The following is a 20629-nucleotide window of genomic DNA, read 5'->3' on the forward strand; positions in this document are numbered from 1 at the left end:
CCACACTCCGCGGATGGCCCCCTTCAGCACCGTCGCCGCCTACGTCCCGCCCGGTGCCGGCATGCTCGCCGTCGGCATCGTCGCCGAGGTCTTCGGCCCGCACGGGGCGGAACTGCCGGGCTTCGACTTCGCCCTCTGCGCCGACCGCCCCGGCGGCGTCGACACCGACCTCGGCGTGCCGCTGGCGATCGCGCACGGCCTGGACCGGCTCGCCGCCGCCGACCTCGTGCTCGCCCTCCCCGGTGCCGGCTTCCGCACCCCGCCCCCGCCCGCCGTCCTGGACGCCCTGGCGGCCGCCCACGACCGCGGCGCCCTGGTCGCCGCCCACTGCGTCGGCACCTTCGCGCTCGCCGCCGCCGGACTGCTCGACGGCCGCCGCGCCACCACCCACTGGCGCTTCGCCGGACTGCTGGCCCGCAGCCACCCGGGCGTCACCGTCGAACCCGAGGCGCTCTACCTGGACGACGGCCGGATCACCACCGGTGCCGGCGCCGCCGCGGGCTTCGACCTCTGCCTGCACCTGATCCGGCGCGAGCACGGCGCCGCCGTCGCCAACCACATCGCCCGGGACATGGTGCTGCCCTCCCACCGCGACGGCGGCCAGGCCCAGTACCTCGCCGCACCGGTGCCCGAGGACGGCGAGGACGAGCGACTCGCCGAACTGCTCGGCTGGGCCCGCGCCAACCTCCACCGGCCGCTGCCGGTCGCCGAACTGGCCCGCCGCGCCGTGATGAGCAAGCGCTCCTTCCTGCGCCGCTTCGCCGCCGCCACCGGCACCACCCCGCACGCCTGGCTCGGCGAGCTGCGGCTGACCGCCGCCGAGGAACTCCTGGAGACCACCGACCTGCCGGTGGAGGAGATCGCCCGCCGGGTCGGCTACAGCGGCGCGGCGGTCCTGCGGGAGCGCTTCGTCCGCCGCCGCGGCGTCCCGCCCCGGGTCTACCGCCGCTCGTTCTCCCGGGTGACGGGGTGACGGGGTGACCGGCTGACCAGGTGACGAGGCCGGGCCCCCGCCCTTGCCCCGGCGCCTTGTCCGCCGTCAGTCGCGCGCCGTGCCCCGCCCCCGCCCGCCGGCAGGCCGCCCGCGCAGCCACCGCAGGGCCGCCTCCGCCGCATTGGCCCCGCACATGCCGTGGACGCCGGGCCCGGGCGGGGTCGCCGCGGAGCAGAGGTAGTGGCCGGGCAGCCCGGTGGCGTAGGGGTGGAGGGTGGCCCGGGGGCCGAGGACCAGCTGACGGACGTCCTTGGCGCCGGTCATGATGTCGCCGCCGACGAAGTTGGGGTTGTCGGCGGCGAAGTCGGCCGGGCGGCGCACGGTCATGCCGAGGACGCGCTCGCGGAAGCCGGGTGCGAAGCTCTCGATCCGGGCGATCACCGCCTCGGTGGCGTCCCCGGTCCAGCCGTGCGGCACATGGGCGTACGTCCACAGCGGGTGGATGTCGCCCGCCGAACGGCCGGGGTCGGCCAGGTACTGCTGGCCGACCAGTACGAACGGCCGCTCCGGCATCCGCCCGGCGGTCACGTCGCGCTCGGCGGCCGCCAGCTCGGCGAAGCTGCCGCCGAGGTGGACGGTCCCGGCGCGGCGGGCCGGCTCGGCCGTCCACGGCACCCCGCCCGCCACCGCGAAGTCCACCTTGAACGCGCCCGGGCCGTGCCGGAACCGGCGGTAGGCACGGGCGGTCCGGGTCGGCAGCCGGTCGCCGAGGACGGCGGCGACGGCGCCGGGCGCGAGGTCGTACAGGACGAGGTCGGCGGGCGGCAGCCGGTCCGCCGAGCGGACCGGGACACCGGTCTCGATGACCCCGCCCAGTTCGGTGAGCAGCGCGGCCAGCGCCCGGGTGATCGCCCCCGAGCCACCGACGGCCACGGCCCAGCCGTACCGGTGCCCGGCGGTCAGCAGCCCCAGGCCCACGGCGGCGCTGAGCGGCCGGTCCAGCGGCTGGAAGGCGTGGGCGGCGGCCCCGCCGAACAGCGCCCGGGCCCGCTCCCCGCTGAAGGCCCGGGCGACGGCGGTCGCCGGGAGCAGGGCGGGCGCGCCGAAGCGGGCGAGCCGCACCGGGTGGCGGGGGAGCCGCAGCAGCGGGCCCATGAGGTCGTCGGCGAGCCGGTCGTACCCCGCGACCGGCCCCTCGAACAGCTGCCGCCAGCGCCGGCCGTCGACGCCCCCGAGCCCGTCGGCCGTCGCGGCGACCGAGCGGTGCAGGACTCCGGCCGTGCCGTCCTCCAGCGGGTGCGCGCAGTCGATCTCCGGCAGCCGGAACTCCAGCCCGAAGCGCTCCAGGCCGAGGCCGCGCAGGAAGGGCGAGCCGATGGTCATCGGGTGGATGGCCGAGCAGTGGTCGTGCAGCAGCCCAGGCACGATCGCCTCCCCGCTGCGCGCCCCGCCGCCGATCTCCCCGGCGGCCTCCAGCACGGTCACCCGCACACCCGCCCGGGCCAGCCGGACGGCGGCGGCGAGCCCGTTCGGCCCGCCGCCCACCACTACCGCGGTACTCATGCGGTCAGCATCCCGCATCGGCCGTCCGTGGGCGGCGTCCGCGGCGTCGTCACCGTCGGCGCCGTCAGCGCCGCGGCACCTCGCAGCCCTCCGGCCCGCAGGCGTCGGTGTCCCCGCCGCCGTCCCCGCCGACGGTGACGAGCGGTACGACCGTCCGGCTGTCCCAGGCCTGCTCCAGCGCCGCCGTGAAGGTCTCGGTCGGCTGCGCGCCCGAGACCCCGAGCCGCCGGTCGAGCACGAAGAACGGCACCCCGGTGGCACCCATCGCGCTCGCCGTCGCCTCGTCCTCGCGCACCGCCTCCGCGTAGGCGTCCGGATCGGCCAGCACCCGGGCCGCCTCCGCCCCGTCCAGACCGGCCTCGACCGCCAGCTCGGCGAGCCGCCCGGGCGCGAACGCGGACCGCTCCTCGGCGAAGTTGGCCCGGTAGAGGGCGTCCAGCAGCTCCGCCTGCCGCCCGTGCTCGGCCGCGAAGTGGAGCAGGCGGTGCATGTCGAAGGAGTTCGCGGCATCACGCCCCGAGCGCAGGTACGCCAGCCCCTCGGCCTCGGCGTTATCGGCGATCCGCTGCTCCGCCGCCTCGGCCTGCTCCAGCCCGAGCCCGTACTTGGCGGCGATCAGCGGCACCACCGGCCGGGCCTCCTGCGGCGCCCGGGGGTCGAGCTCGAACGACCGGTGGACGACCTCCACGGCCTCCCGGTGCGGGAAGCGCTCCAGCGCCCGCTCGAACCGCGCCTTGCCGATGTAGCACCACGGGCAGTTGATGTCGCTCCAGATCTCGACGCGCACGGGTCGCTCCTGTCCTCGCCTGGTGGCGGGCCCTTCCCGCGCACACTCCGGGGAGAACATCCGTGAAGAAGTAGATATTTCTCCTCGTGAACCATTTGCTCGGCGACCGGGACCGGGACCGGGACCGGGGTCGGGGCCGGGGTCGGAGCCGGCGCTGGCCCCGGTCGGGGCGAAAGCCCCTTTCCGCCCGTGGAATTGGCGCCGGTCACGGCGGACCTCCGCCGGTCGGGTGAATGGGGCCGGGGTGGGCGTTTCGCCCACGAATCAATGCCGCGGTGGCGTGTAGCTTCCGGTGCCGATCGACCCGTTGTCGATCAATCCCTTCCGTCCCACCGGGCGCTCCCCTGCGCGCCCGGCCCGGACCCCTGCCACCCCCCCCGGAGGGCCCACCCCCATGCGTTCCCGCCATCTCGCCGCCCTGTCCCTGGCGGCCGCCCTGCTGGTGACCGGCACCGCCGCCACCCAGAGCGCCGCCGCCACCACGCTCCCGGTCACCGAGGCCCAGGCGGACCCGACCGACTGCCCCAGCGAGCAGTACCGGCCGACCCCCGACGACAAGAAGAACTTCTACTGCGGCTTCAAGGAGCTCGGCCCCAGGAACCTGCCCACCGGGGTCGCGAAGCTGCTGAAGGGCTACGACCGCTTCGGCGGCCTCACGCCGCAGCAGTTCCTCTCCTGGTACCGCGACGGCCTGGACTGGAAGTACCCGGCCGAGGACGGCTTCCGCGACGTCAACGGCACCATCGACCGGACCACCGTCGAGATCCCCACCGGCACCAAGCTCGACCGCTTCGGGCTCTACTACGGCCGCTACCTGTCGAAGACCGGCACGTCCTTCCCCGAGCGCGCGCTCCCGCCGGACAGCCTCAACCCGGTGGTCGAGGAGGGCAAGGAGGTCGACAGCTACCACTGCTACGGCGTGAAGCTGCCCTTCAAGGTCGAACAGGGCGGCATCGCCTCCGGCTTCGCCCAGCCCGGCCGGGGCATCCAGCAGTACCTGAACGAGAAGCTGAAGCCCGTCGAGTTCGGGAGCGACTCCTACAACGTCAAGACCCTGCTGGACCGGAAGTACCTGGAGGCGCTGCCCGACGCCGCCTGCCTCGCCTGACGCCCGCGCGACCACAGGCCCGCCCGCCCCACCGCCACTGGTGGGGCGTGCGGACTCACGATTCGATGATCCGGCCGGCCGTCGGATGGGAGAGGATCAGGCCCAGGAGCTGCGGGTCCCCGTTGTACAGGTAGATGGCGTCCTCGGCCGGTGGCTCCGCGCCCTCGATCGGCATCAGGCTGAATCGCACGGTGATGTCCGTGCCGAACTGCTCGGTGAGCATGTCGAACACCGGCCGGGAGACGGCGACGGCCGTGACGGGCCGGTCGCGGACGTGGCGGTCCCCGGCGATCATTCTCCTCAACAGGTCGGCTCCGGGCAGGTGTTCGGGGTGGCTGCCGTGCAGGACGGACACGATGATCGGGGTCCGCGGCCGGTCGGCGGGGGAGAGCCGTTTGATCCGCTCCCAGAGGTCCAGGACAGTGCGCCCGGCCGTGGCCAGGGGATCGCCCGGTTCGACGAACGCGAGCAGCAGTTCGGCCCCGAACCCGGGCGACGGCCGGCTGAGCCCGCTCTCGATGGTGGAGGCGCGCTGGACCTCGCCGAGGATCTGCTCCAGGAGGAGGACCGCTGCCTCGTCGGCGTCCGGGAACTGAATGGCCAGATAGAGCTGGTTGGTCCGGGCCTCCTCCTCCCCGGAGAAGAGCCGGAACAGCCGGTCGAGCGCCGCCCGATCTTCGGCGGGCAGGTCCACGGTCCGGATCCGGGCCTCGTTCAGGGCCTGGACGAGGGCGCGCAGGAACCACTCGGCAACCGTGTTGTCGCCCCGGCGGTGGTCGATCGCCCGCATGCTCTCGGCGATGGTGGTCAGGTCGTCGAACTGCCGGTCGCCGAGGAGGATCCGCAGCAGAGAACGGGTGAACGCGAAGGCTGCGTCGATTCCACCGTGCTCGGCCGCGTACTCGGCCAGCGCGACCAGGATCGGCCGCTCCGCCTCCAGCCAGGCCCGGGCGCGCTCGGGATCGCGGAAGCGGACGCCGGATCGAAGCCCACCGGGCGCGGAAGCGGCGTCCATCTCCAGTTGGTAGTGGACCAGCAGCCGGTCGAGTGCGACGTCCCGATCGTCGACATCGGCGTTGGCCTGGCCCCGGCTGAGGGAGTAGAGCCGGGTCAACGGGGGGAGCCGCCAGTGGTCCCGGGTCGGGCCCGGCTCCACCAGATGGGCCCGGGCAAGGGCGGCCATGAGCTGCTCCGCCACCAGGATGTCGAGGTTCGCCACGCCTGCGGCGACGTCGGCGGACAGCTCGTAGTACGGGTACACGGAGAGCAGGCGGAACAACCGGCTCTCGCTGCTCGACAGGTCCAGGTACGACTCGGTGAAGGCGACCCGCATGCTCCGCGCGCGATTACTGAGCCCGTCGAGCAGGAAGGGGGGGTCATTCAGCTCCCGGACAAGGGAGGCCACGGGGAGGGCCGGTTGATCGGCCAGACGGTCGACGCAGATCGTCAGCGCCAGCGGCAGACCGTCGCACAGCTCGGCCAGCGCCAGCCAGGGACCGGGTGGGCCCCCGGCACGTTCGTCGCCCGGCAGGGACGCCCGCACCCCGTTGCGTAGGAGTTGGACGGAATCCTCCGGGGTCATTGTCCCCAGGTCGAGCAGGGCGGCGCCGATCGGCAGCGAATGGCGGGAGGTGACGAGGACAGTGACTGAGCTGTAGAACGGGAGGCACGGCGCGAGGTCCAAGTGCGGTGGCGCATTGTCGAGTACAAGCAGGAGCGGTCCGGCCTGCATGCTGAGTTGACCGAGATAGTCCCGGAGAAGGTTGAGCCGGTCACGGGGGTCCGGCGGCACGATGTCAGCCGGAACGCCCAGGGCCTGCAGGATGACAGCCGGAGCCTGCGGGTCGGACGGCGCGGAGCTGTTCGGATGCTCGCGCAGGTCGAGGTAGAGCGCTCCACCGGAGTACCAGCCGTTTCCCAGGGCCGTCCCGACGGCTTGGCGGACAAGCTCGGACTTCCCTACGCCTGGGGAACCGGTGACGAGGGTGGCGCGGTTCGGAAAATGTTTGGGTTCCGAGGGCTTCAGGAACGACAGCAGGGTGGCCAGTGCCTCGGCGCGGCCGGTGAACGCAGGGGACGGTGCGGGGATCCGGTACCGCGTGGGGCTCGGGACCGGAAGGCGCAGCATCACCGGTAGGCCCTGGATCGTAGTGTAGACGACGACCTGGTCGCTGTTCGTTCGGATCGGCGGCGGCGGCGGGTCGGTCGCGGCGGGCAGGGCGCGCGCCAGTTCCGCGTCGAGGTCCGTCTCGGCGAGGACGTCCGGCATGTGCGGCAGGCGCTGTGCCAACCGTCGCAGGGCCGTGGCTTGGCCGGAGTCGTCCGGGGCGTACGCGGGGCCCAGCCGCGCCACCAGCTCGTCCAGCACCTCGGCGGTGTCGAGGCTTCGGAGTTCGACGATCGTGACGCCCGTCGGCCGGAGTTGGGGGTCGCCCGTCGTGACGAGCACGCAACCCCGCCCGAGGGGTTCGAAGGAGAACCGGTACCCGGGCTGGGCGGGCCAGCCGTCCTGGGGGAAGCTGTCGAGAACGACGAGCCAGTCCCGATGCCGTTCCAGCCGATCGCGCAGGGCGGCCGGGGAGGACGCGACGTAGGGTTCGTCGGCAGGGGAGAGGGCGGACCAGAGCTGACCGAGCCCGAGCTCCAGGGAGCCGGGCGAGTGCGCGTCGATCCAGTGGGTGAAGCTGTGGCGCCCGCCGTACGCCTGGACGTACTCCTGGACCAACCGGCGTCGCCCCATACCGGCGTCGCCGACGACGACGACCACGGCAGGCTGCTCGGGCGGTCCGGACGCCGCCCGGCCAGGGTCGAAGGCGGCTGCCAGAGCGGCGAGTTCGCGCTTCCGTCCGATCATCCTCGGCGGTTCCGGTGGGCTCAGGACCGGCCGGACCGGGGACAGCCGATCGGGCCGGAGCAGTGGCGGGTCCGGCCGGGGCGTCGGCGTCGCCTCCGCCTCACGACGCGCCGTCCGCGTCACCGCCGCGGCCAGCCGCGCGGCCAGTGCTGCGTGCTGGCCGCCCGCGCTCGCGAGGACCGTCACCGCGACCTCGGCGAACGGCAGGCTCCGCGCCGACAGCCGCACCTCACCGCCGGCCTCCTCGCCCACGTCGACCGCACCGACCAGCCTGGCGACGGCGCGGAAGTCGCGGGTGCCGCCGAAGGTCGCCGCGACCCGGCCGGAGACCTTGGTGAGCACGTGCTCCAGCACCTGGACGGCCTCGGTGCGGGTCAGCTCGGCGAGCAGTTCCTTCCGCACGCCGTCCCGGAAGTCGTAGACCTGCTCGTCCGGGTCGGTGGCCGCGCCGCCCCGGGGTGCGATCAGCCCGGAGAGGAACAGTTCGGCGAGGTCGGTCTGCCCGGACTCCGGCACGGCGGCCCGCTGGACCAGCCGCATCACCGGCAGACTGAGCGGCGCCGCAGCCAGGTGGCAGGCCAGCCGGTACGCGGCGGGCGAGCTGCCGGCCCGGAACCGGGCGACACGTTCGGCGGGCGTGGCCGGGTTGCTGGCCGGACGGGTCGGACGCGGCCGCTCGGGCATACCCGCGATCGGTGCGGCGAGCATCGGCGTCCACCCGGAGGTGCGGCCAGCAGTGAGGTCGGCCCACGGGGTGATCCAGTCGGCGTCGACCTCCAGCACCGGCAGCCAGCGAATGGCCGCCCGGGCCTCGGCGCCCCGGCTGCCGGGCGGGATGCCGGGCAGGGCGGCGTCCGAGCGGAAGGCCGGGACGGGCCGGCCCGCCACGGAGGCGCGTGCGGCGACGAGGGCGGTGCGCAGCGCCGTCCGGTGCCAGAGCCGTCGGGGCAGCACCTGGAGCGCGGCCGCGGGCCGGGCGGCGGCGACGGCGGCGAGGAACTTCGGCAGCTCCTTCCCGTACCAGGCCGGGCCGACGCCGTCGGTGAGGACGAGCGGATCCGTCGGTCGGTCGGGTCGTTGAGCGGTCGGGACCAGTCGACCCTGGCGGCGGCGGGTGCGTCCGGGCGGCGCCGGTGGAACGGTGCGAGCGTCGGGATCTTCCGATCGGTGTCCAGCGCCCAGCACCGCACGTCGGCGAAGGCGCCGTGCCGTTCCAGCAGGGTGCTCAGCTCGCCGGCCAACCGGTGCCAGACGGCCATGGTGGCGCCGGTGTCCACCAGCAGGTCGACCGAGAAGCGCGGTTGCTGGGCGGGCCGCCAGGCCGGGAGCAGGATGCCGGTCTCGGCGGTGGCCTCGGCCGTCGCCTCCTCGTCGAGGGTGGCCCGACCGGGGGCGTCGACCGCGCGGCGCAACGGGCGCAGGGCCCGGGCCAGGGCGAGGCCGCCGTCCAGCGCGGCGGGCTGCGTCACGCGGATGACGTGGCCGCTGGGCTCGTCGGCTCCGGGGTCCTCGGGGCGACCCTGGCTCCCGGAGCGGTGGTGCAGCGCGACATGCGGTCCGGTGGGCGGGCGTACGGGCGGTGGTGGCGGGGGCGGTGGGGGCGGTAGGACGACGACGGGTGCCGGACCGATCGGGGTCCGTCCTGCGGGCAGGGGCGGCGAGGACTGCCACGGTACGACGGTCGACCTCGGCCGGGCCCGTGCGGGCCGCGGCGCTGCGGACGGTCGAGGTACGGAGGGCATCGGTGGTGGTGGGGCCGGCGGGGACGGCGGCGGCGGCGCGGGCGGCGGCGGAGGAGGCTCCAGCATTCCGGCCAGCCCGGCGATCCACAGGACGTCCGCGAGGTCCTGCGGCTGCGGCCCGCCGTCGGTCTGCCGGAGCAGCTCGGCGAGCGCCTCCGTCAGCCCCTCGACCGGCCCACCCGGCGATGCCGAACCCATCGCCGCTCAGCTCTCGTTGAGCGGACGGAGCAGGGCTTCACGTACCGCGTCCCGCCCCTGCTGGTCGGCCCTGAGCACACGTCCGGCCATCAGCAGGGCGTTCAGCAGCTGGTCGTTGGCCAGTTCCGCCCCGTCCTGCTGCCGGCGGAGGAACTTGGCGATCAGATCGGTGGTCGCGGCTGCCGCGGCGGTCTCCTCGCCCAGGTGGGCGGCGACCATCGCGGCCAACCGCTGCTCGTCCGGCGCCCGGATCTCCAGCCGGACGCAGCGCCGCAGCAGAGCGCTCGGGAAGTCCCGCTCGCCGTTGCTGGTGAGGACAACCAGCGGGAACTGCGCGCAGCGCACGACACCGCCGCGCACCACCGCCGTCCGGCCGTGGTCGGCCGTGCCGACCTGCTGCGGTTCCGGGCCGAGCCGCAGCAGTTCGGGGATCTCGAACTCGCCCTCCTCGAAGACGTTCAGCAGGTCGTTGGGCAGATCGATGTCGCTCTTGTCGATCTCGTCGATCAGCAGGACACGCGGTGTCCGCCAGGGCAGCAGCGCCGTCCCGAGCGGGCCCAGCCGCAGGAACCTGCCGATGGCGGGGGCCGCGCGTTCCTCCGGTGGGGGAGCGATCAGGAAGTCCTCCTCGGGCTGGCCCCGCCGCACCGCCGGGCCCACGGTCCGGTCGCCTCTGTACGGGCGGGGCTCCGGAACGTCCGGGTGACGGCCGTTCCGGGAGAGTCCGGCCTCGTGCAGCCGCCCGATCGCGTCGTAGCTGTAGAGCCCGTCGCGCAGGCTGGAGCGGCTGCTGATCGACCAGCGCAGCACCGGGCCCAGACGCAGTTCGTGGGCGACGGCGTAGGCGAGGGTCGACTTGCCGACACCGGGCTTGCCGGTGATCAGGAGGGGGCGGCGCAGGTGCAGGGCGAGGTTGACCAGCCGGACCTCCCGCTCGTCCGCCTGGTAGGCCGCCGCCTGCCGGACCCGGCCGAGCCGGCGGGCCGCGGAACCGGCCGCCGAGTCCTCCGGGGGCGGTGGCGGCAGCCGTTCGGGGTCGCCGTCCGGGTCGCCGAAGGCGCGCCACGCGGGCGCGGGCGGGAGCCCGGCGATCCCGCCGTGGGGGACACCGGTGCCCCGGTAGATCCACCAGTCCTCGGTCATGTGCGCTCCTGGCTCGCTTCGTGTCGCTCCGGGTTCCGCGGGACGGGGGTTCGCGGTACGGCGTTCGCGCTCATTCGGCCATCCCCTCGTAGGGGTAGTCCTGGTCCGGGTCGACGCAGTCGGGATCGTCCCAGACCAGCGTGAGCGTTCGGTCCGGGGGCGGGGTCGGGTCCCGCACCCTTTTTCGGTGCTTGAGGACGGTGTAGGGCAGTTCGGCCAGCCGGGTGGGTTCGTGCTTCCGGAGGTCCTTCAGGAGGGTCTCCTTGCCTCCGGCGACCCGTCGCCAGAGCAGCACGGGCACACCGTCGAGATACATCGCGTCGTCCACTGCGCGTTGCATCGCGGGGTCGAGCTGCTCGTACGGGACATCGAGGCCCATGCAGGAGAGCTCGTGTTGATCAAAGATCCAGTCCGGTAGACCGGCTGCGTCGGCCGGACCGAGTGGCGGCCAGCCGATTCGCTTGAGGACCTCGGTCGGATCGGCTCCGTGGGTCCCGAGGTACTTCCAGCGTTTCCGCCAGTCACTCCGGTCAAGGTTGTAGTCGGAGTACCGTTCGAGCTGTCGGACCACCACCGGGTGCTGCTGGCCCAAGTGCCGGTCGGCGGTTCCGGTGGACCAGAGTTCGGCGGCGTACCCGAGGAGGGAACGCGGTAGCAGGAACTCGATCCGGACCGGGGCGTTCGGATCGAGGAGCGCCAGTCGCAGTTGCTCCCAGGCCGTCAGTCGCCCGCCGCCGGAGGCGAACAGCTCGCTCCTGGTGAACATCTCCTTGTCGCGGTGGCGGCCGACCCGCCGGAACTGCCCGCCGGCCAGCGGCTGGCGGTAGTAGGCGACGATCAGGCGGTACAGCGGGTCGCCGGTGTCCGGCGGGCTCTCCTCGTCGAGTCGAATCTGGACGATCAGCCGCTCGCGGGGGCCCGCCGCCGGGGCGGGCGCTCGGTCGGCATGGGAGGCGAGGAACCGGCGCAGAACCGGGAGCGATTGTTTCCGAGTGGCTTCGAGATGGTCGCCGAGCGCGCGGAGGAAGACGATCAGCGGGCCGAGCAGGTTGTCGTCGATCCGGCTGACGAGGAGATCCAGGATTTTGGGCAGGTTCATCCCCGCCGTGTTGCGCTCCCGCAGCCCCGGGACGTCCTCCGGCAGGTGGCGGGCCGGCTCCGTCGGCTCCTCGATTGAGCTCAACTCAAGTATCACCTGGAGAAGTTCGCTACATGGAAGGTCGTCTCCGCTCTTCAGGACCCGCAGGACGAGCGCCAGCCATTCCCCTGCGCGCCTTTCCGGAGCCAGCGCCTCCAGTGCCTCGGCGAGGGAGTCCAGCGCGGTCCACGGATCGAGGGAGGTACGGATTGCTCGGAGGATCTCCCGAACGTGCAAATTCGGGGTGTAGTCCGCGCGGATGCCGGCCTTGATGCCGAGGGTCTTCGGTGACGTGTTCATCTCCCTCAGGACATCCTGGCGGAAGGTGAACTCGTACATCTGGTCGAAGCAGAAAATGATCTGCACGAGGACGTCCTCCGCCCCCGCCGGCCACGGCCCCCCGCCGCCCGGGGGCACGAACGGTGTCGCGCGCATCCGGCTAGCCGTCCTCCCGCTCGCCGAGGGCGCGCCCGACCACGGCGTCGAGCGCGTCGAGTGCGCCGTCGTCCGGGGCGAGTTCGGCCATCGCGGTCCGCAGTGCCCGCAGGGCCGACCGGCCGTCGCGGAAGCTGCGGCAGGCGCGCACGATCTGGTGCAGATGGGTGCGGCGGTCGGGGCGTTCCTCGGCCTCGAAGGAGTGCGTCAGGCCGAGGTGCACGCCCATGGTGTCGAGCAGGTCGTAGCGGCCGTCGGCGCGGCGCAGCAGCTCGAAGGCCATCAGGGCGTCGACCAGCTCGCCGTTCCCGGGCGGCGCGGGCGGCGGAGGCGGTGGTCCGGGCGGGGCGACGCCCGCCGTACCCAGCAGCGCGGTCAGTGCGCCCACCGGGGTGTACCAGCCGCCCGCGTCCAGCTGGAAGGCGCGGCTGCCCTTGAGCACACCCCGCACCAGGCCGTCCCCGTCGACCAGCATGCTGCCGCTGTGCCCCTCGCGGATGCCGTCGCCGCGCACACCGAGGTACCGGTCCGCGAGGCCGACGACCCGCAGCCGCAGGGTGTCGGGTCGGGCGCCGGGGCTCGGCGTGTGGGTGGAGTACCCGAGGGCGGTCAGGACGGTGTCCGGTTCGGCCTCGGTGGCCGCGAGCCGGACCACCGGGTGGCCGGTCCAGTCGGGGACGCCGAGCAGGGCGAGGTCGGGGAAGGGGTAGTGGCCCTTGCCGTTGCCGCTGCTGCCGCTGCTGCCGCTGCTGCCCTCGCCCGTCTCCGGGGCGAGCCGGATGCGGTCGGCCGGGACGGTGTACTCGCCGGACTCGTGGCGGACGCCCACCGGCTCCGCCGCGCGCGCCGCCGGTGCGACCACGTGCGCGGCGGTGACGGCGAGGCCCGGTGCGACCAGGAAGCCGCTGCCGCGGAAGCCGCCCGCGACGGTGATCACGACGGTGCTGCGGCGCAGCTCCTCGGCCGCGGCGAGGCCGGGCCGCGCGGGTACGGTCACTCGGCGGCGGCCGCTCTGGCGGCCGGGGTGCTCGCGCTGTCGGAGGCGTTCTGCGCGGCCGGAGCCGCCTCGGCCGCCGCGGCCTCCTGCTGCCGGCGGCGCTCGGCGAGGTCCCAGGAGAGGCGGACGGTGAGCCCGGCCTCACTGCCGGCCTCGGCGATGACGCCGAGCAACTGCCCGGACTTGACGGCCAGTTTGAGCCCGAACTCGACCTCGAAGGTGTCGGGGGAGCCGGCCTCCCCCTGGGCGATGCTCTCCGCCGCCCAGCGGCCGACGCCCTGGACGGTGCTGCGCACCTGGTCCAGCGTCAGCGCCACGGCCGAACCCAGCTGCCCGGCAGCCCGCCGGCCCCCGCCCCAACCGGCGTCGCCGGAGTCCGCCCAGACGTCCGAAGGCGTTTCCGGCTGCTGGAAGTTCACCTCGCCGATGACCTCGGCCCGGACGGTCGTGCCGTCCCCGAGATCGATCGTCACCGTTTCGGCCATGCGTGTCCGCCCCCTTGGAGATCCGCCCCCCGACGGTCCCTCACCATACCGGCGTGCTCGCACCGTTTGGCCTGGACGCCCAAGTCGGTTCGGTGGTGCGGGAGTCCGGGCCGGGGCGGGGTACGGGCGGGATGCGGGCGGGGGCGGTCAGGCGTCGGTGGGGAGAGGCCTGGAGGGGCGTTCGGCCGGTGGGGCGGTGCGGGGGTAGCGGGGGAGGGGGAGGTCGAGGGCGGCGGTGGAGTGGGAGGGGAGGGCGAAGGCGGTCGCTGCCTCCGGCGGGAGGTCGCGCAGGCCGAGGAGGCCGGCGGACAGCCGGGCGGTGGCGCGGTGCCAGTCGTTGATCCGCCGCATCAGGGTGTGGCCGGTGCCGAGGACGGTGTAGCCGCAGACCCTGGCCCCGGCGGCGCGGCCCCGGGCGGCGAAGGCGCGGGTGCCGGCGGGGGAGGTGACCCGGTCGAGGTCGCCGTGCAGCATCAGGACGTCGCGGTCGGCGAGCTGCTCGCACGGGTCCTCGGCCGGGCACCACGGGGCGAGTGCGACGACGCCGGTGACGACGGGGTGGCCGGCGACCCGGAGGGCGGCGCGGCCGCCCATGGAGTGGCCGACCAGCACGGTCGGGACCGGGCCCAGCTCCTCGGCGAGGTCGTCGAGGGCGGCGATCGCGTCCTTGGCGGCGTCGGCCCGCTCGCCGTTCCAGCCCCGGTGGCGGTAGCGGACGGTGCCGACGGCGACCCCGGCGCCCTCGGTCTCCCGGCGCAGCGCGTGCACGAAGCCGGCCATCCGCAGGCCGGCCAGGTTGACCGGGCCCGGGCGGGCGAGGCTGTGCTCCTGGCCGCCGTGCAGGACCAGCACCGCGGCGCCGGGCCGCTCGGGCAGCCCGCGCCAGACCAGCGCGCGGTGCCCGCCGGTTCCGGTTCCGGTTCCGGTTCCGGTACCGGAACCGGTGCTGGAGCTGTTGCCGTTGCCGTTGCCGGGGGCGCCGCTCCTGCCGTTGCCGCCCGTCCTGATCCCGCTCACGCTGTCCCGTTCCCGCCCGCCGTCCGGGCCGTGCCGCGGACGGCCGTCCGTGCCGTGTGGACCGCCACTGTACGCACGGGGTGCCGGGGTGTTTCCAGCCGTTCTCCGTATTCCGCCCGGACCGCGTGCGCGGACGGTCCCGCAGGACCGGGCGGTCAGGCTGCGAGCAGGCCGTTCTGCCGGACCAGCCAGCAGATCGCGGTCAGCCGGTGCACCGCGAAGTCGTACCCGACCGGCTCGCGCCAGCCGATCTCGGCGAGCCGGTCCAGGAAGCCGCGCGCGTAGTCGGACAGCTCCGCACGGTTCAGCCGCCGCGGCAGCAGCTCCGGTCCCTGCGCGTACAGCAGCTCGCGCAGCTCGGCGGCGTGCTGGTCGACCGCCGCGACGAGGCAGGGCTCGAAGGCGAGCTCGGCCAGCCGGGGGCCGAAGGCGGCGACGATCCCGGGCAGCGGGCAGCCGTCCGGCCGGGGGTACGGGGCGGCGGAGTCGAAGGGGAGGCGCCGGGGCGACTCGTCGGGCGTGGCGGGCATCCGTCCACGGTAGGCGAGCGCGGCGCCGGGCACGGCGGCCCGGGGAGGAGACCTTGGCCACCCCGACGCGCGGGTCCGGGTGGACGCCCGGTGCGCGCCCGCCGGACACCGGGCCGACGGCGCCGCTTCCCCGGTTCGGGCGTGGGCACGGGGTGGTCTGTACCAGAATGGCCGGTATGGATCTTCGAATCTTCACCGAACCCCAGCAGGGCGCGAGCTACGACACCCTGCTCCGGGTGGCCAGGACCGCCGAGGAGCTGGGGGCCTTCAGCGCCTTCTTCCGCTCCGACCACTACCTGAAGATGGGTGGCGTCAGCGGCCTGCCCGGCCCGACCGACGCCTGGATCACCCTGGCCGGCCTGGCCCGCGAGACCAGCACGATCCGCCTCGGCACCCTGATGACCGCCGCCACCTTCCGCCTGCCCGGCGTGCTGGCGATCCAGGTCGCCCAGGTCGACGCGATGAGCGGCGGCCGGGTCGAGTTCGGCCTCGGCGCCGGCTGGTACGAGCAGGAGCACGCCGCCTACGGCATCCCGTTCCCGAAGGAGAAGTTCGGCCGGCTGGAGGAGCAGCTGGAGATCGTCACCGGCCTCTGGGGCACCGCACTGGGCGAGACCTTCGACTTCGCCGGCACCTACTACCAGCTGAGCGAGTCGCCCGCGCTGCCCAAGCCGGCCCAGGCGAAGATCCCGGTCCTGGTCGGCGGCACCGGACCGACCCGCACCCCGGCGCTGGCCGCCCGGTTCGCGGACGAGTTCAACCTGCCGTTCGTGTCGGTGGCGGACACGGAGGCCCAGTTCGGCCGGGTCCGGACGGCCGTCGAGCGGGCCGGCCGCAAGGCCGACGACCTGGTGTACTCCAACGCCCTGGTCGCCTGCGTCGGCCGGGACGACGCCGAGGTGGCCCGCCGGGCCGCCGTGATCGGCCGCGACGTCGACGAGCTGAAGGCCAACGGCCTGGCCGGCACCCCGGACGAGGTGGTGGAGAAGATCGGCCGCTACGCCGCCGTCGGCAGCGAGCGGATCTACCTGCAGATGCTGGACCTGGACGACCTGGACCACCTGGAGCTGATCGCCTCCCGGATCGCCCCGCAGCTCGCGCAGCTCGGCTGAGGCGGGTCCCGGCCGGGGTCCTCCGGGTCCCGGCCGGGGTCCTTCCGGATCCCGGCCGGAGGAGGCCGGGTCCCCGGGAACCGCTCGCTGTGACGCGCCCGGAGCGCTTCTGTGACGATCCTGGAGCGATAAAGGCTCGGCCCGGACCCGGTCTGACCATTAGTCTTTACTCTCTCTTGAAGGGGGAAAGCTCCTCGGGAGGAGGGACCGGGAGCACCCGGACCGGTGGGGAAGCAGGGGGAGTGCCGATGTCGGACGTGCAGGTCTTCGGGGCGGCTCGCGACCGGGCCGCGGCCCGCGACGGGGCAGCCCGCGACCGGGTGGTTCGTGACCGGGCGGCCCGCGACCGGGCGGTCCGCACCGTGCCGCGCCCCGGCTGCCGGGAGCTCGCGGCGGAGCCGTCGGCCGGCGTGCTGCGCCCGCGCGGCCTCCAGGACCTCCGCTCCGGTCGCGGCCCGGCTGCCGCGCCGAGTGCCCTGCGGTACCCGGCGGGCGACCTGCTGGTGGTCTCCGGGCTGCCGGGCAGCGGCAAGAGCACGCTCATGCGCCGCTGCGTACGGGCGCCGATCGTGGACTCGCAGCTGGTCCGCGAGGAGTACGCCTCCCGCGTCCCGTCCTGGCTGCCGTACGCCCTGTACCGCCCGCTGGTGCGCCTCGCGCACTACCGGCGGCTGCGGCGCGCGGTGCTCGCCGGCGGGCCGCTCACCGTGCACGACTGCGGGGCGGTGCCGTACGTGCGGCAGTGGCTGGCGCGGACCGCCGAGCGGCAGGGGCGCCGGGTGCACCTGATCCTGCTGGACGCCAGTGCCGAGGAGGCCCGCGACGGTCAGCGGGCGCGGGGCCAGGCCGTCTCCGCGTACGCCTTCGCCCGCCACCGGGACGCCGCGCACCGGCTGCGCCGGCGCCTGGCCGGGACGGGGCGCCCGCCGACGGGCTGTGCGTCGGCCGTGGTACTCGACCGGGCCGGTGCGCGTGCCCTGCGGGAGATCGTCTTCGCGGCGTCGTAGTCTCGCCGGAGGCGGTCCGGGCGCCCGGTTCACCCCGTTCGTCCCGTCCCGCCGGTGGCGCGCCGCGCCGCGGGGCAGACGGGGTGTCACGTTTCGGACAGACCGGGGCCGGTACTGTGCGCATGCGCGCGACGGGAAATGCTCCATGTGCGGTGCCGTTCGACCGCTCAAACTTCCGGGTTATGTCCGATTTGCCGTCAGAAGTTCCAGGCCGGAACATGTCTGACGCGTACACGCGACCCTGCGTAGCCTGTGGCTCGGCGGCCCCCCTCAACCGCCGTCCCCCACCACCCCCCTCAGGAGCGCAGATGCGTCGTTCCGCCCGTGTTTCCTCGCGTGCCACCGGCAGATTCCTCGGCGCGGCCGCCGTCGCCGCCGCCCTCGGGCTCACCCAGTTCGCGGCCCCGGCCGCGTTCAGCACCGCCAGTGCGGCCGCCAAGGCCCCGACCTCCACCGAGTGCAGCACCGGCGAAGCGGCCCAGGACTCCGCCGCTCAGGACTCCGCGGCCCGCAAGCCCGCCGGACACCCCGCCGGCCAGGAGCCCAACGCCCTCACCGACGCCCAGGCGAAGGCGATGGACAGCGACCTCCAGGGCCGGCTGGCCCAGCTGGCGCACTCCGCCCAGGGCAACACCCTGCTGGCGCCCGGTGAGCTGGCCGCCACCACGACCGTCCCGGTGTACGTGCACGTCGTCCACTCGGGCACCACCGGCAAGCTGTCGGCGGCCACCGTCTCCAAGCAGATCGACGTCCTCAACGCCGCCTACAGCGGCCAGGGCACCGGCAACACCGCGAGCCAGTTCCGGTTCCAGCTGGTGGCCACCGACTACACCGACAACTCCACCTGGTACAACGGCGTCAGCCCGGGCTCCAGCGCCGAGAAGGCGATGAAGACCAAGCTGCGCAAGGGCGCGGCCAACGCCCTCAACCTCTACACCGCCAAGCTCGGCCAGTCCCTGCTCGGCTGGGCGACGTTCCCCAGCTCCTACCGCTCCAACCCGACCGACGACGGTGTGGTCATCCTCGACTCCTCGTTCCCCGGTGGCTCCTCCACCAACTACAACGAGGGCGACACCGCCACCCACGAGGTCGGCCACTGGCTCGGGCTCTACCACACCTTCCAGGGCGGCTGCTCCGGCCAGGGCGACTACGTGGCCGACACCCCCGCCGAGCAGAGCGCGGCCTACCAGTGCCCGGCCGGCCGGGACACCTGCACGGCCACCGGTGTCGACCCGATCCACAACTTCATGGACTACACCTACGACTCCTGCATGACCCAGTTCACCCCGGGCCAGGTCGCCCGGATGGCGAACTCCTGGGCTGCCTACCGGGCCTGACGGGCCCCTCGGCCCGAACGGGCCGCACCCCGAGACGCTGGCGGGTGCGTGGCGACTGCGCCGCGCACCCGCCAGTACCAGTTCCGGCGCGGCCATGACCGGGCGAATGTCCGGGTTGATCTAAGTTTGGCGGGATACGAGCAGGTCGGACGAGCCGGTCGAACCCGTCGAGCAAGGAGCAGCGGCATGGCCAACAGCGCCAACCCCAGGATCGTCGTCGGTGTGGACGGCTCGCCCGCCTCGGAGCAGGCCCTGCGCTGGGCGGTCGACTACGCGCGGCTGGCCGGCGGCACCGTCCACGCCGTCGCCGCCTGGGAGTACCCGGCGTTCTACGGCTTCGGCGGGGCGAGCGTGCCCGCGCCCGAGTTCAACCCCGAGGAGCTCGCCGGCCGGATCCTCTCCGAGGCCGTCGCCCAGGTCGCCGGAGCGCGGCCCGAGGTGCCCGTCGTCGAATCGGTGCTGCCGGGCAACGCCGCCCAGGCCCTGCTGGAGGCCTCCGGCGCCGCCGTGCTGCTGGTGGTCGGCAGCCGCGGCCGGGGCGGGTTCGCCGGCGCCCTGCTCGGCTCGGTCAGCCGGCACGTCACCGAGCACGCCACCTGCCCGGTGGTCGTGGTCCGCCACGGCGTGGCCGGCGGCACGGCCGGCGACGCCGGGTGACCGGAGGGCGGTGGCACGGCGGACCGCCGCGCCGGGGAGGATGGACCCGTGCCCGAAGGTGACTCCGTCTTCCGCGTGGCGACCCGGCTGCGCGCCGTCCTCGCCGGGCAGGTGCTGACCGCCGCCGAACTGCGCGTGCCCGCCCACGCCACCGCCGTCCTCGCCGGACGCCGGGTGCTGGAGGTCGTCCCGCGCGGCAAGCACCTGCTCATCCGCCTCGAAGGCGCCGGCCGCTCCGAAGGCGGTCTCACCCTCCACACCCACCTGCGGATGGACGGCCGCTGGTCGGTGTTCGCCCCCGGCGAGCGCTGGACCGGCGGCCCGCCCGCACAGATCCGCGTCGTCCTCGGCACCGGGCTCGGCACCGCCGTCGGCTACCGCCTGCCCGTCGTCGAGCTGCTGCGCACCGCCGACGAGCAGCGCGTGGTCGGCCACCTCGGACCCGACCTGCTCGGGCCGGACTGGGACCGGGCCGAAGCCGTCCGCCGCCTCCGCGCCGACCCCGCCCGGCCGCTCGGCCAGGCCCTGCTCGACCAGCGGAACCTCGCCGGTATCGGCAATGTGTACGCCAACGAACTGTGCTACCTGGCCGGGGTCACCCCGTGGACGCCGGTCGGCGCACTCCCGAACCTCGACCGACTGGCCGCCCGCGCCCACCAACTGCTGGAGGCCAACCGGCTGCGCCCCGGCCACATCACCACCGGCGACACCCGCCGCGGCCGGGGTCACTGGGTCTACGACCGCGCGGGCCGCCCCTGCGCCCGCTGCGGCACCCTGGTCCTGACCGCCCAGCACGGCACCCCACCGCAGGACCGCCCGGCCTACTGGTGCCCGTACTGCCAGCGCGGCCCGGCCCCCCAGGGCCGCGGCCCGACCCCACGCGGCCGGCGCCCCCACCGCTGAGGCCCCGGCCTCAGGCCTGCTCGACCAGGGCCGGGTGGCGGGGGTCGTCGAGGCGGACGGTCAGGTCGGCGGCTTCGGTGGGGACGGTCTCCGCCGCGTAGCGGGCGAAGGCGGGGAGGGTCCACTGCTCCTCCGGTGGGGTCCGGCGTTGCAGGGCGGCGGGGGAGAGGGCCAGGTGGACGGTCAGTTCCAGGGGGAGCCAGCGGCCGAGGAGCAGTGCGCCGTCCAGCAGCAGGACCCCGCCGGCGGGCAGCTCGGTGTAGGGGGCCCGGGTGGCGCGGTCGGTCACCGGGTCCCGCAGGGACGGGAGCACCCGGCCGTCGCCGCCCGGTTCCAGTGGGTCCAGGACCTCGCGGAGCAGTGCCCCGTCGTCGAGCCACAGGTCGTGGTAGGCGTCCGCATCGTGTTTGCCGTACTCCAGCCGGACCGAGGCCGGGCGGAGGAAGCCGGCCGCCGGGACACGCAGCGTCGGCAGGCCGCGCAGCCGCAGCGGTTCGACCAGGGCGTCCGCGAGCTCCCCGGGGCGGGCGGCCGGGGCGCCGTCCACGGCCACCCGGAGGCGGCGGTCGCCGGCCCCCGGGAGGGCGGCGATCCGGTCGGCGAGCAGCTCGACGAGGCGGTCGGGCGAGATCGGGCGAATCGGCACGGCGTCATCCTGCGGTCGGGGAGCCAGCGGGCCTGG

At 74.6% G+C, this 20629-nt stretch carries 17 protein-coding genes; 7 read left to right on the top strand and 10 right to left on the bottom strand.

The features are described from left to right. Nucleotides 1-13 precede the first annotated feature (13 nt). Entirely contained in the window at nt 14-973 is a 960-nt protein-coding gene (locus tag BI06_RS01920) for a GlxA family transcriptional regulator (protein ID WP_043464543.1), read from the top strand. 66 nt (nt 974-1039) lie between these two features. Here BI06_RS01920 and BI06_RS01925 read toward each other — a convergent pair whose 3' ends face one another. Both BI06_RS01925 and BI06_RS01930 read right to left on the bottom strand, forming a co-directional pair. Then, a complete protein-coding gene (locus BI06_RS01925) occupies nt 1040-2497 on the bottom strand; it encodes an NAD(P)/FAD-dependent oxidoreductase (RefSeq protein WP_043464401.1) in 1458 nt (485 codons plus the stop codon). Between the two features lie 64 nt (nt 2498-2561). After that, nucleotides 2562-3284 (bottom strand): DsbA family oxidoreductase, encoded by a 723-nt coding sequence (locus BI06_RS01930; RefSeq protein ID WP_030393997.1) that lies wholly within the window; start codon nt 3282-3284, stop codon nt 2562-2564. 394 nt (nt 3285-3678) lie between these two features. Here BI06_RS01930 and BI06_RS01935 point away from each other — a divergent pair, with 394 nt between their 5' ends. Beyond that, entirely contained in the window at nt 3679-4392 is a 714-nt protein-coding gene (locus BI06_RS01935) for a TNT domain-containing protein (protein ID WP_043464405.1), read from the top strand. A gap of 55 nt (nt 4393-4447) precedes the next feature. Here the strand turns inward: BI06_RS01935 and BI06_RS01940 are convergent, their stop codons facing one another. The 7 genes from BI06_RS01940 to BI06_RS01975 form a co-directional block, all read right to left on the bottom strand. Further along, complete coding sequence (locus BI06_RS01940) at nt 4448-8431, bottom strand: ATP-binding protein (protein WP_043464408.1); 3984 nt, start codon at nt 8429-8431, stop codon at nt 4448-4450. 761 nt (nt 8432-9192) lie between these two features. Beyond that, nucleotides 9193-10329 (bottom strand): MoxR family ATPase, encoded by a 1137-nt coding sequence (locus BI06_RS01950; protein WP_043464415.1) that lies wholly within the window; start codon nt 10327-10329, stop codon nt 9193-9195. Nucleotides 10330-10399: 70 nt separating this feature from the next. After that, nucleotides 10400-11833, bottom strand: coding sequence for a hypothetical protein (locus tag BI06_RS01955; protein ID WP_149030235.1), 1434 nt, complete (start codon nt 11831-11833; stop codon nt 10400-10402). 73 nt (nt 11834-11906) lie between these two features. Beyond that, nucleotides 11907-12899: a trypsin-like peptidase domain-containing protein gene (locus tag BI06_RS01960; RefSeq protein WP_043464421.1), complete on the bottom strand. Its 993-nt coding sequence runs from the start codon at nt 12897-12899 to the stop codon at nt 11907-11909. Further along, nucleotides 12896-13384, bottom strand: a complete 489-nt coding sequence (locus BI06_RS50185) for a CU044_2847 family protein (protein WP_051740112.1) — start codon at nt 13382-13384, stop codon at nt 12896-12898. Before BI06_RS50185 ends, BI06_RS01960 begins: the two co-directional genes overlap by 4 nt. A gap of 147 nt (nt 13385-13531) precedes the next feature. After that, nucleotides 13532-14401 carry an alpha/beta hydrolase gene (locus BI06_RS01970; protein WP_369826035.1) on the bottom strand — a complete coding sequence of 290 codons (870 nt, stop codon included), beginning with the start codon at nt 14399-14401 and terminating at the stop codon, nt 13532-13534. Between the two features lie 155 nt (nt 14402-14556). Continuing rightward, entirely contained in the window at nt 14557-14931 is a 375-nt protein-coding gene (locus tag BI06_RS01975) for a DUF6401 family natural product biosynthesis protein (RefSeq protein WP_233289978.1), read from the bottom strand. Between the two features lie 176 nt (nt 14932-15107). On the opposite strand from BI06_RS01975, the gene BI06_RS01980 reads away from it, so the two are divergent. The 5 genes from BI06_RS01980 (at nt 15108) to BI06_RS02000 (ending at nt 19947) form a co-directional block, all read left to right on the top strand. Beyond that, complete coding sequence (locus BI06_RS01980) at nt 15108-16043, top strand: LLM class F420-dependent oxidoreductase (RefSeq protein ID WP_030393988.1); 936 nt, start codon at nt 15108-15110, stop codon at nt 16041-16043. Between the two features lie 248 nt (nt 16044-16291). Next, entirely contained in the window at nt 16292-17050 is a 759-nt protein-coding gene (locus tag BI06_RS01985) for an AAA family ATPase (RefSeq protein WP_107113252.1), read from the top strand. Nucleotides 17051-17358: 308 nt separating this feature from the next. After that, a complete protein-coding gene (locus BI06_RS01990) occupies nt 17359-18387 on the top strand; it encodes a zinc metalloprotease (RefSeq protein WP_043464424.1) in 1029 nt (342 codons plus the stop codon). A 186-nt stretch (nt 18388-18573) separates the two neighbouring features. Further along, the gene (locus BI06_RS01995; RefSeq protein ID WP_043464427.1) at nt 18574-19044 is read left to right on the top strand and encodes a universal stress protein; all 471 of its coding nucleotides are present in this window, start codon (nt 18574-18576) and stop codon (nt 19042-19044) included. Nucleotides 19045-19092: 48 nt separating this feature from the next. Further along, nucleotides 19093-19947 (top strand): DNA-formamidopyrimidine glycosylase family protein, encoded by an 855-nt coding sequence (locus BI06_RS02000; protein ID WP_030393985.1) that lies wholly within the window; start codon nt 19093-19095, stop codon nt 19945-19947. Between the two features lie 10 nt (nt 19948-19957). On the opposite strand, the gene BI06_RS02005 is transcribed toward BI06_RS02000, so the two are convergent. After that, on the bottom strand, nt 19958-20593 hold the full coding sequence (locus BI06_RS02005) for a uridine kinase (RefSeq protein WP_030393984.1): 636 nt from the start codon (nt 20591-20593) through the stop codon (nt 19958-19960). Nucleotides 20594-20629: the final 36 nt, after the last annotated feature.

The organism is Kitasatospora sp. MBT66, from assembly GCF_000710405.2.
Taxonomy (GTDB): domain Bacteria; phylum Actinomycetota; class Actinomycetes; order Streptomycetales; family Streptomycetaceae; genus Kitasatospora; species Kitasatospora purpeofusca.

Coding starts and splice junctions, on each gene's coding strand:
- BI06_RS01920 (WP_043464543.1), top strand. CDS start 14: ATGGCCCCCTTCAGCACCGTCGCCGCCTACGTCCCGCCCGGTGCCGGC.
- BI06_RS01925 (WP_043464401.1), bottom strand. CDS start 2,497: ATGAGTACCGCGGTAGTGGTGGGCGGCGGGCCGAACGGGCTCGCCGCC.
- BI06_RS01935 (WP_043464405.1), top strand. CDS start 3,679: ATGCGTTCCCGCCATCTCGCCGCCCTGTCCCTGGCGGCCGCCCTGCTG.
- BI06_RS01950 (WP_043464415.1), bottom strand. CDS start 10,329: ATGACCGAGGACTGGTGGATCTACCGGGGCACCGGTGTCCCCCACGGC.
- BI06_RS50185 (WP_051740112.1), bottom strand. CDS start 13,384: ATGGCCGAAACGGTGACGATCGATCTCGGGGACGGCACGACCGTCCGG.
- BI06_RS01975 (WP_233289978.1), bottom strand. CDS start 14,931: ATGCCCGCCACGCCCGACGAGTCGCCCCGGCGCCTCCCCTTCGACTCC.
- BI06_RS01980 (WP_030393988.1), top strand. CDS start 15,108: ATGGATCTTCGAATCTTCACCGAACCCCAGCAGGGCGCGAGCTACGAC.
- BI06_RS01985 (WP_107113252.1), top strand. CDS start 16,292: ATGTCGGACGTGCAGGTCTTCGGGGCGGCTCGCGACCGGGCCGCGGCC.
- BI06_RS01990 (WP_043464424.1), top strand. CDS start 17,359: ATGCGTCGTTCCGCCCGTGTTTCCTCGCGTGCCACCGGCAGATTCCTC.
- BI06_RS01995 (WP_043464427.1), top strand. CDS start 18,574: ATGGCCAACAGCGCCAACCCCAGGATCGTCGTCGGTGTGGACGGCTCG.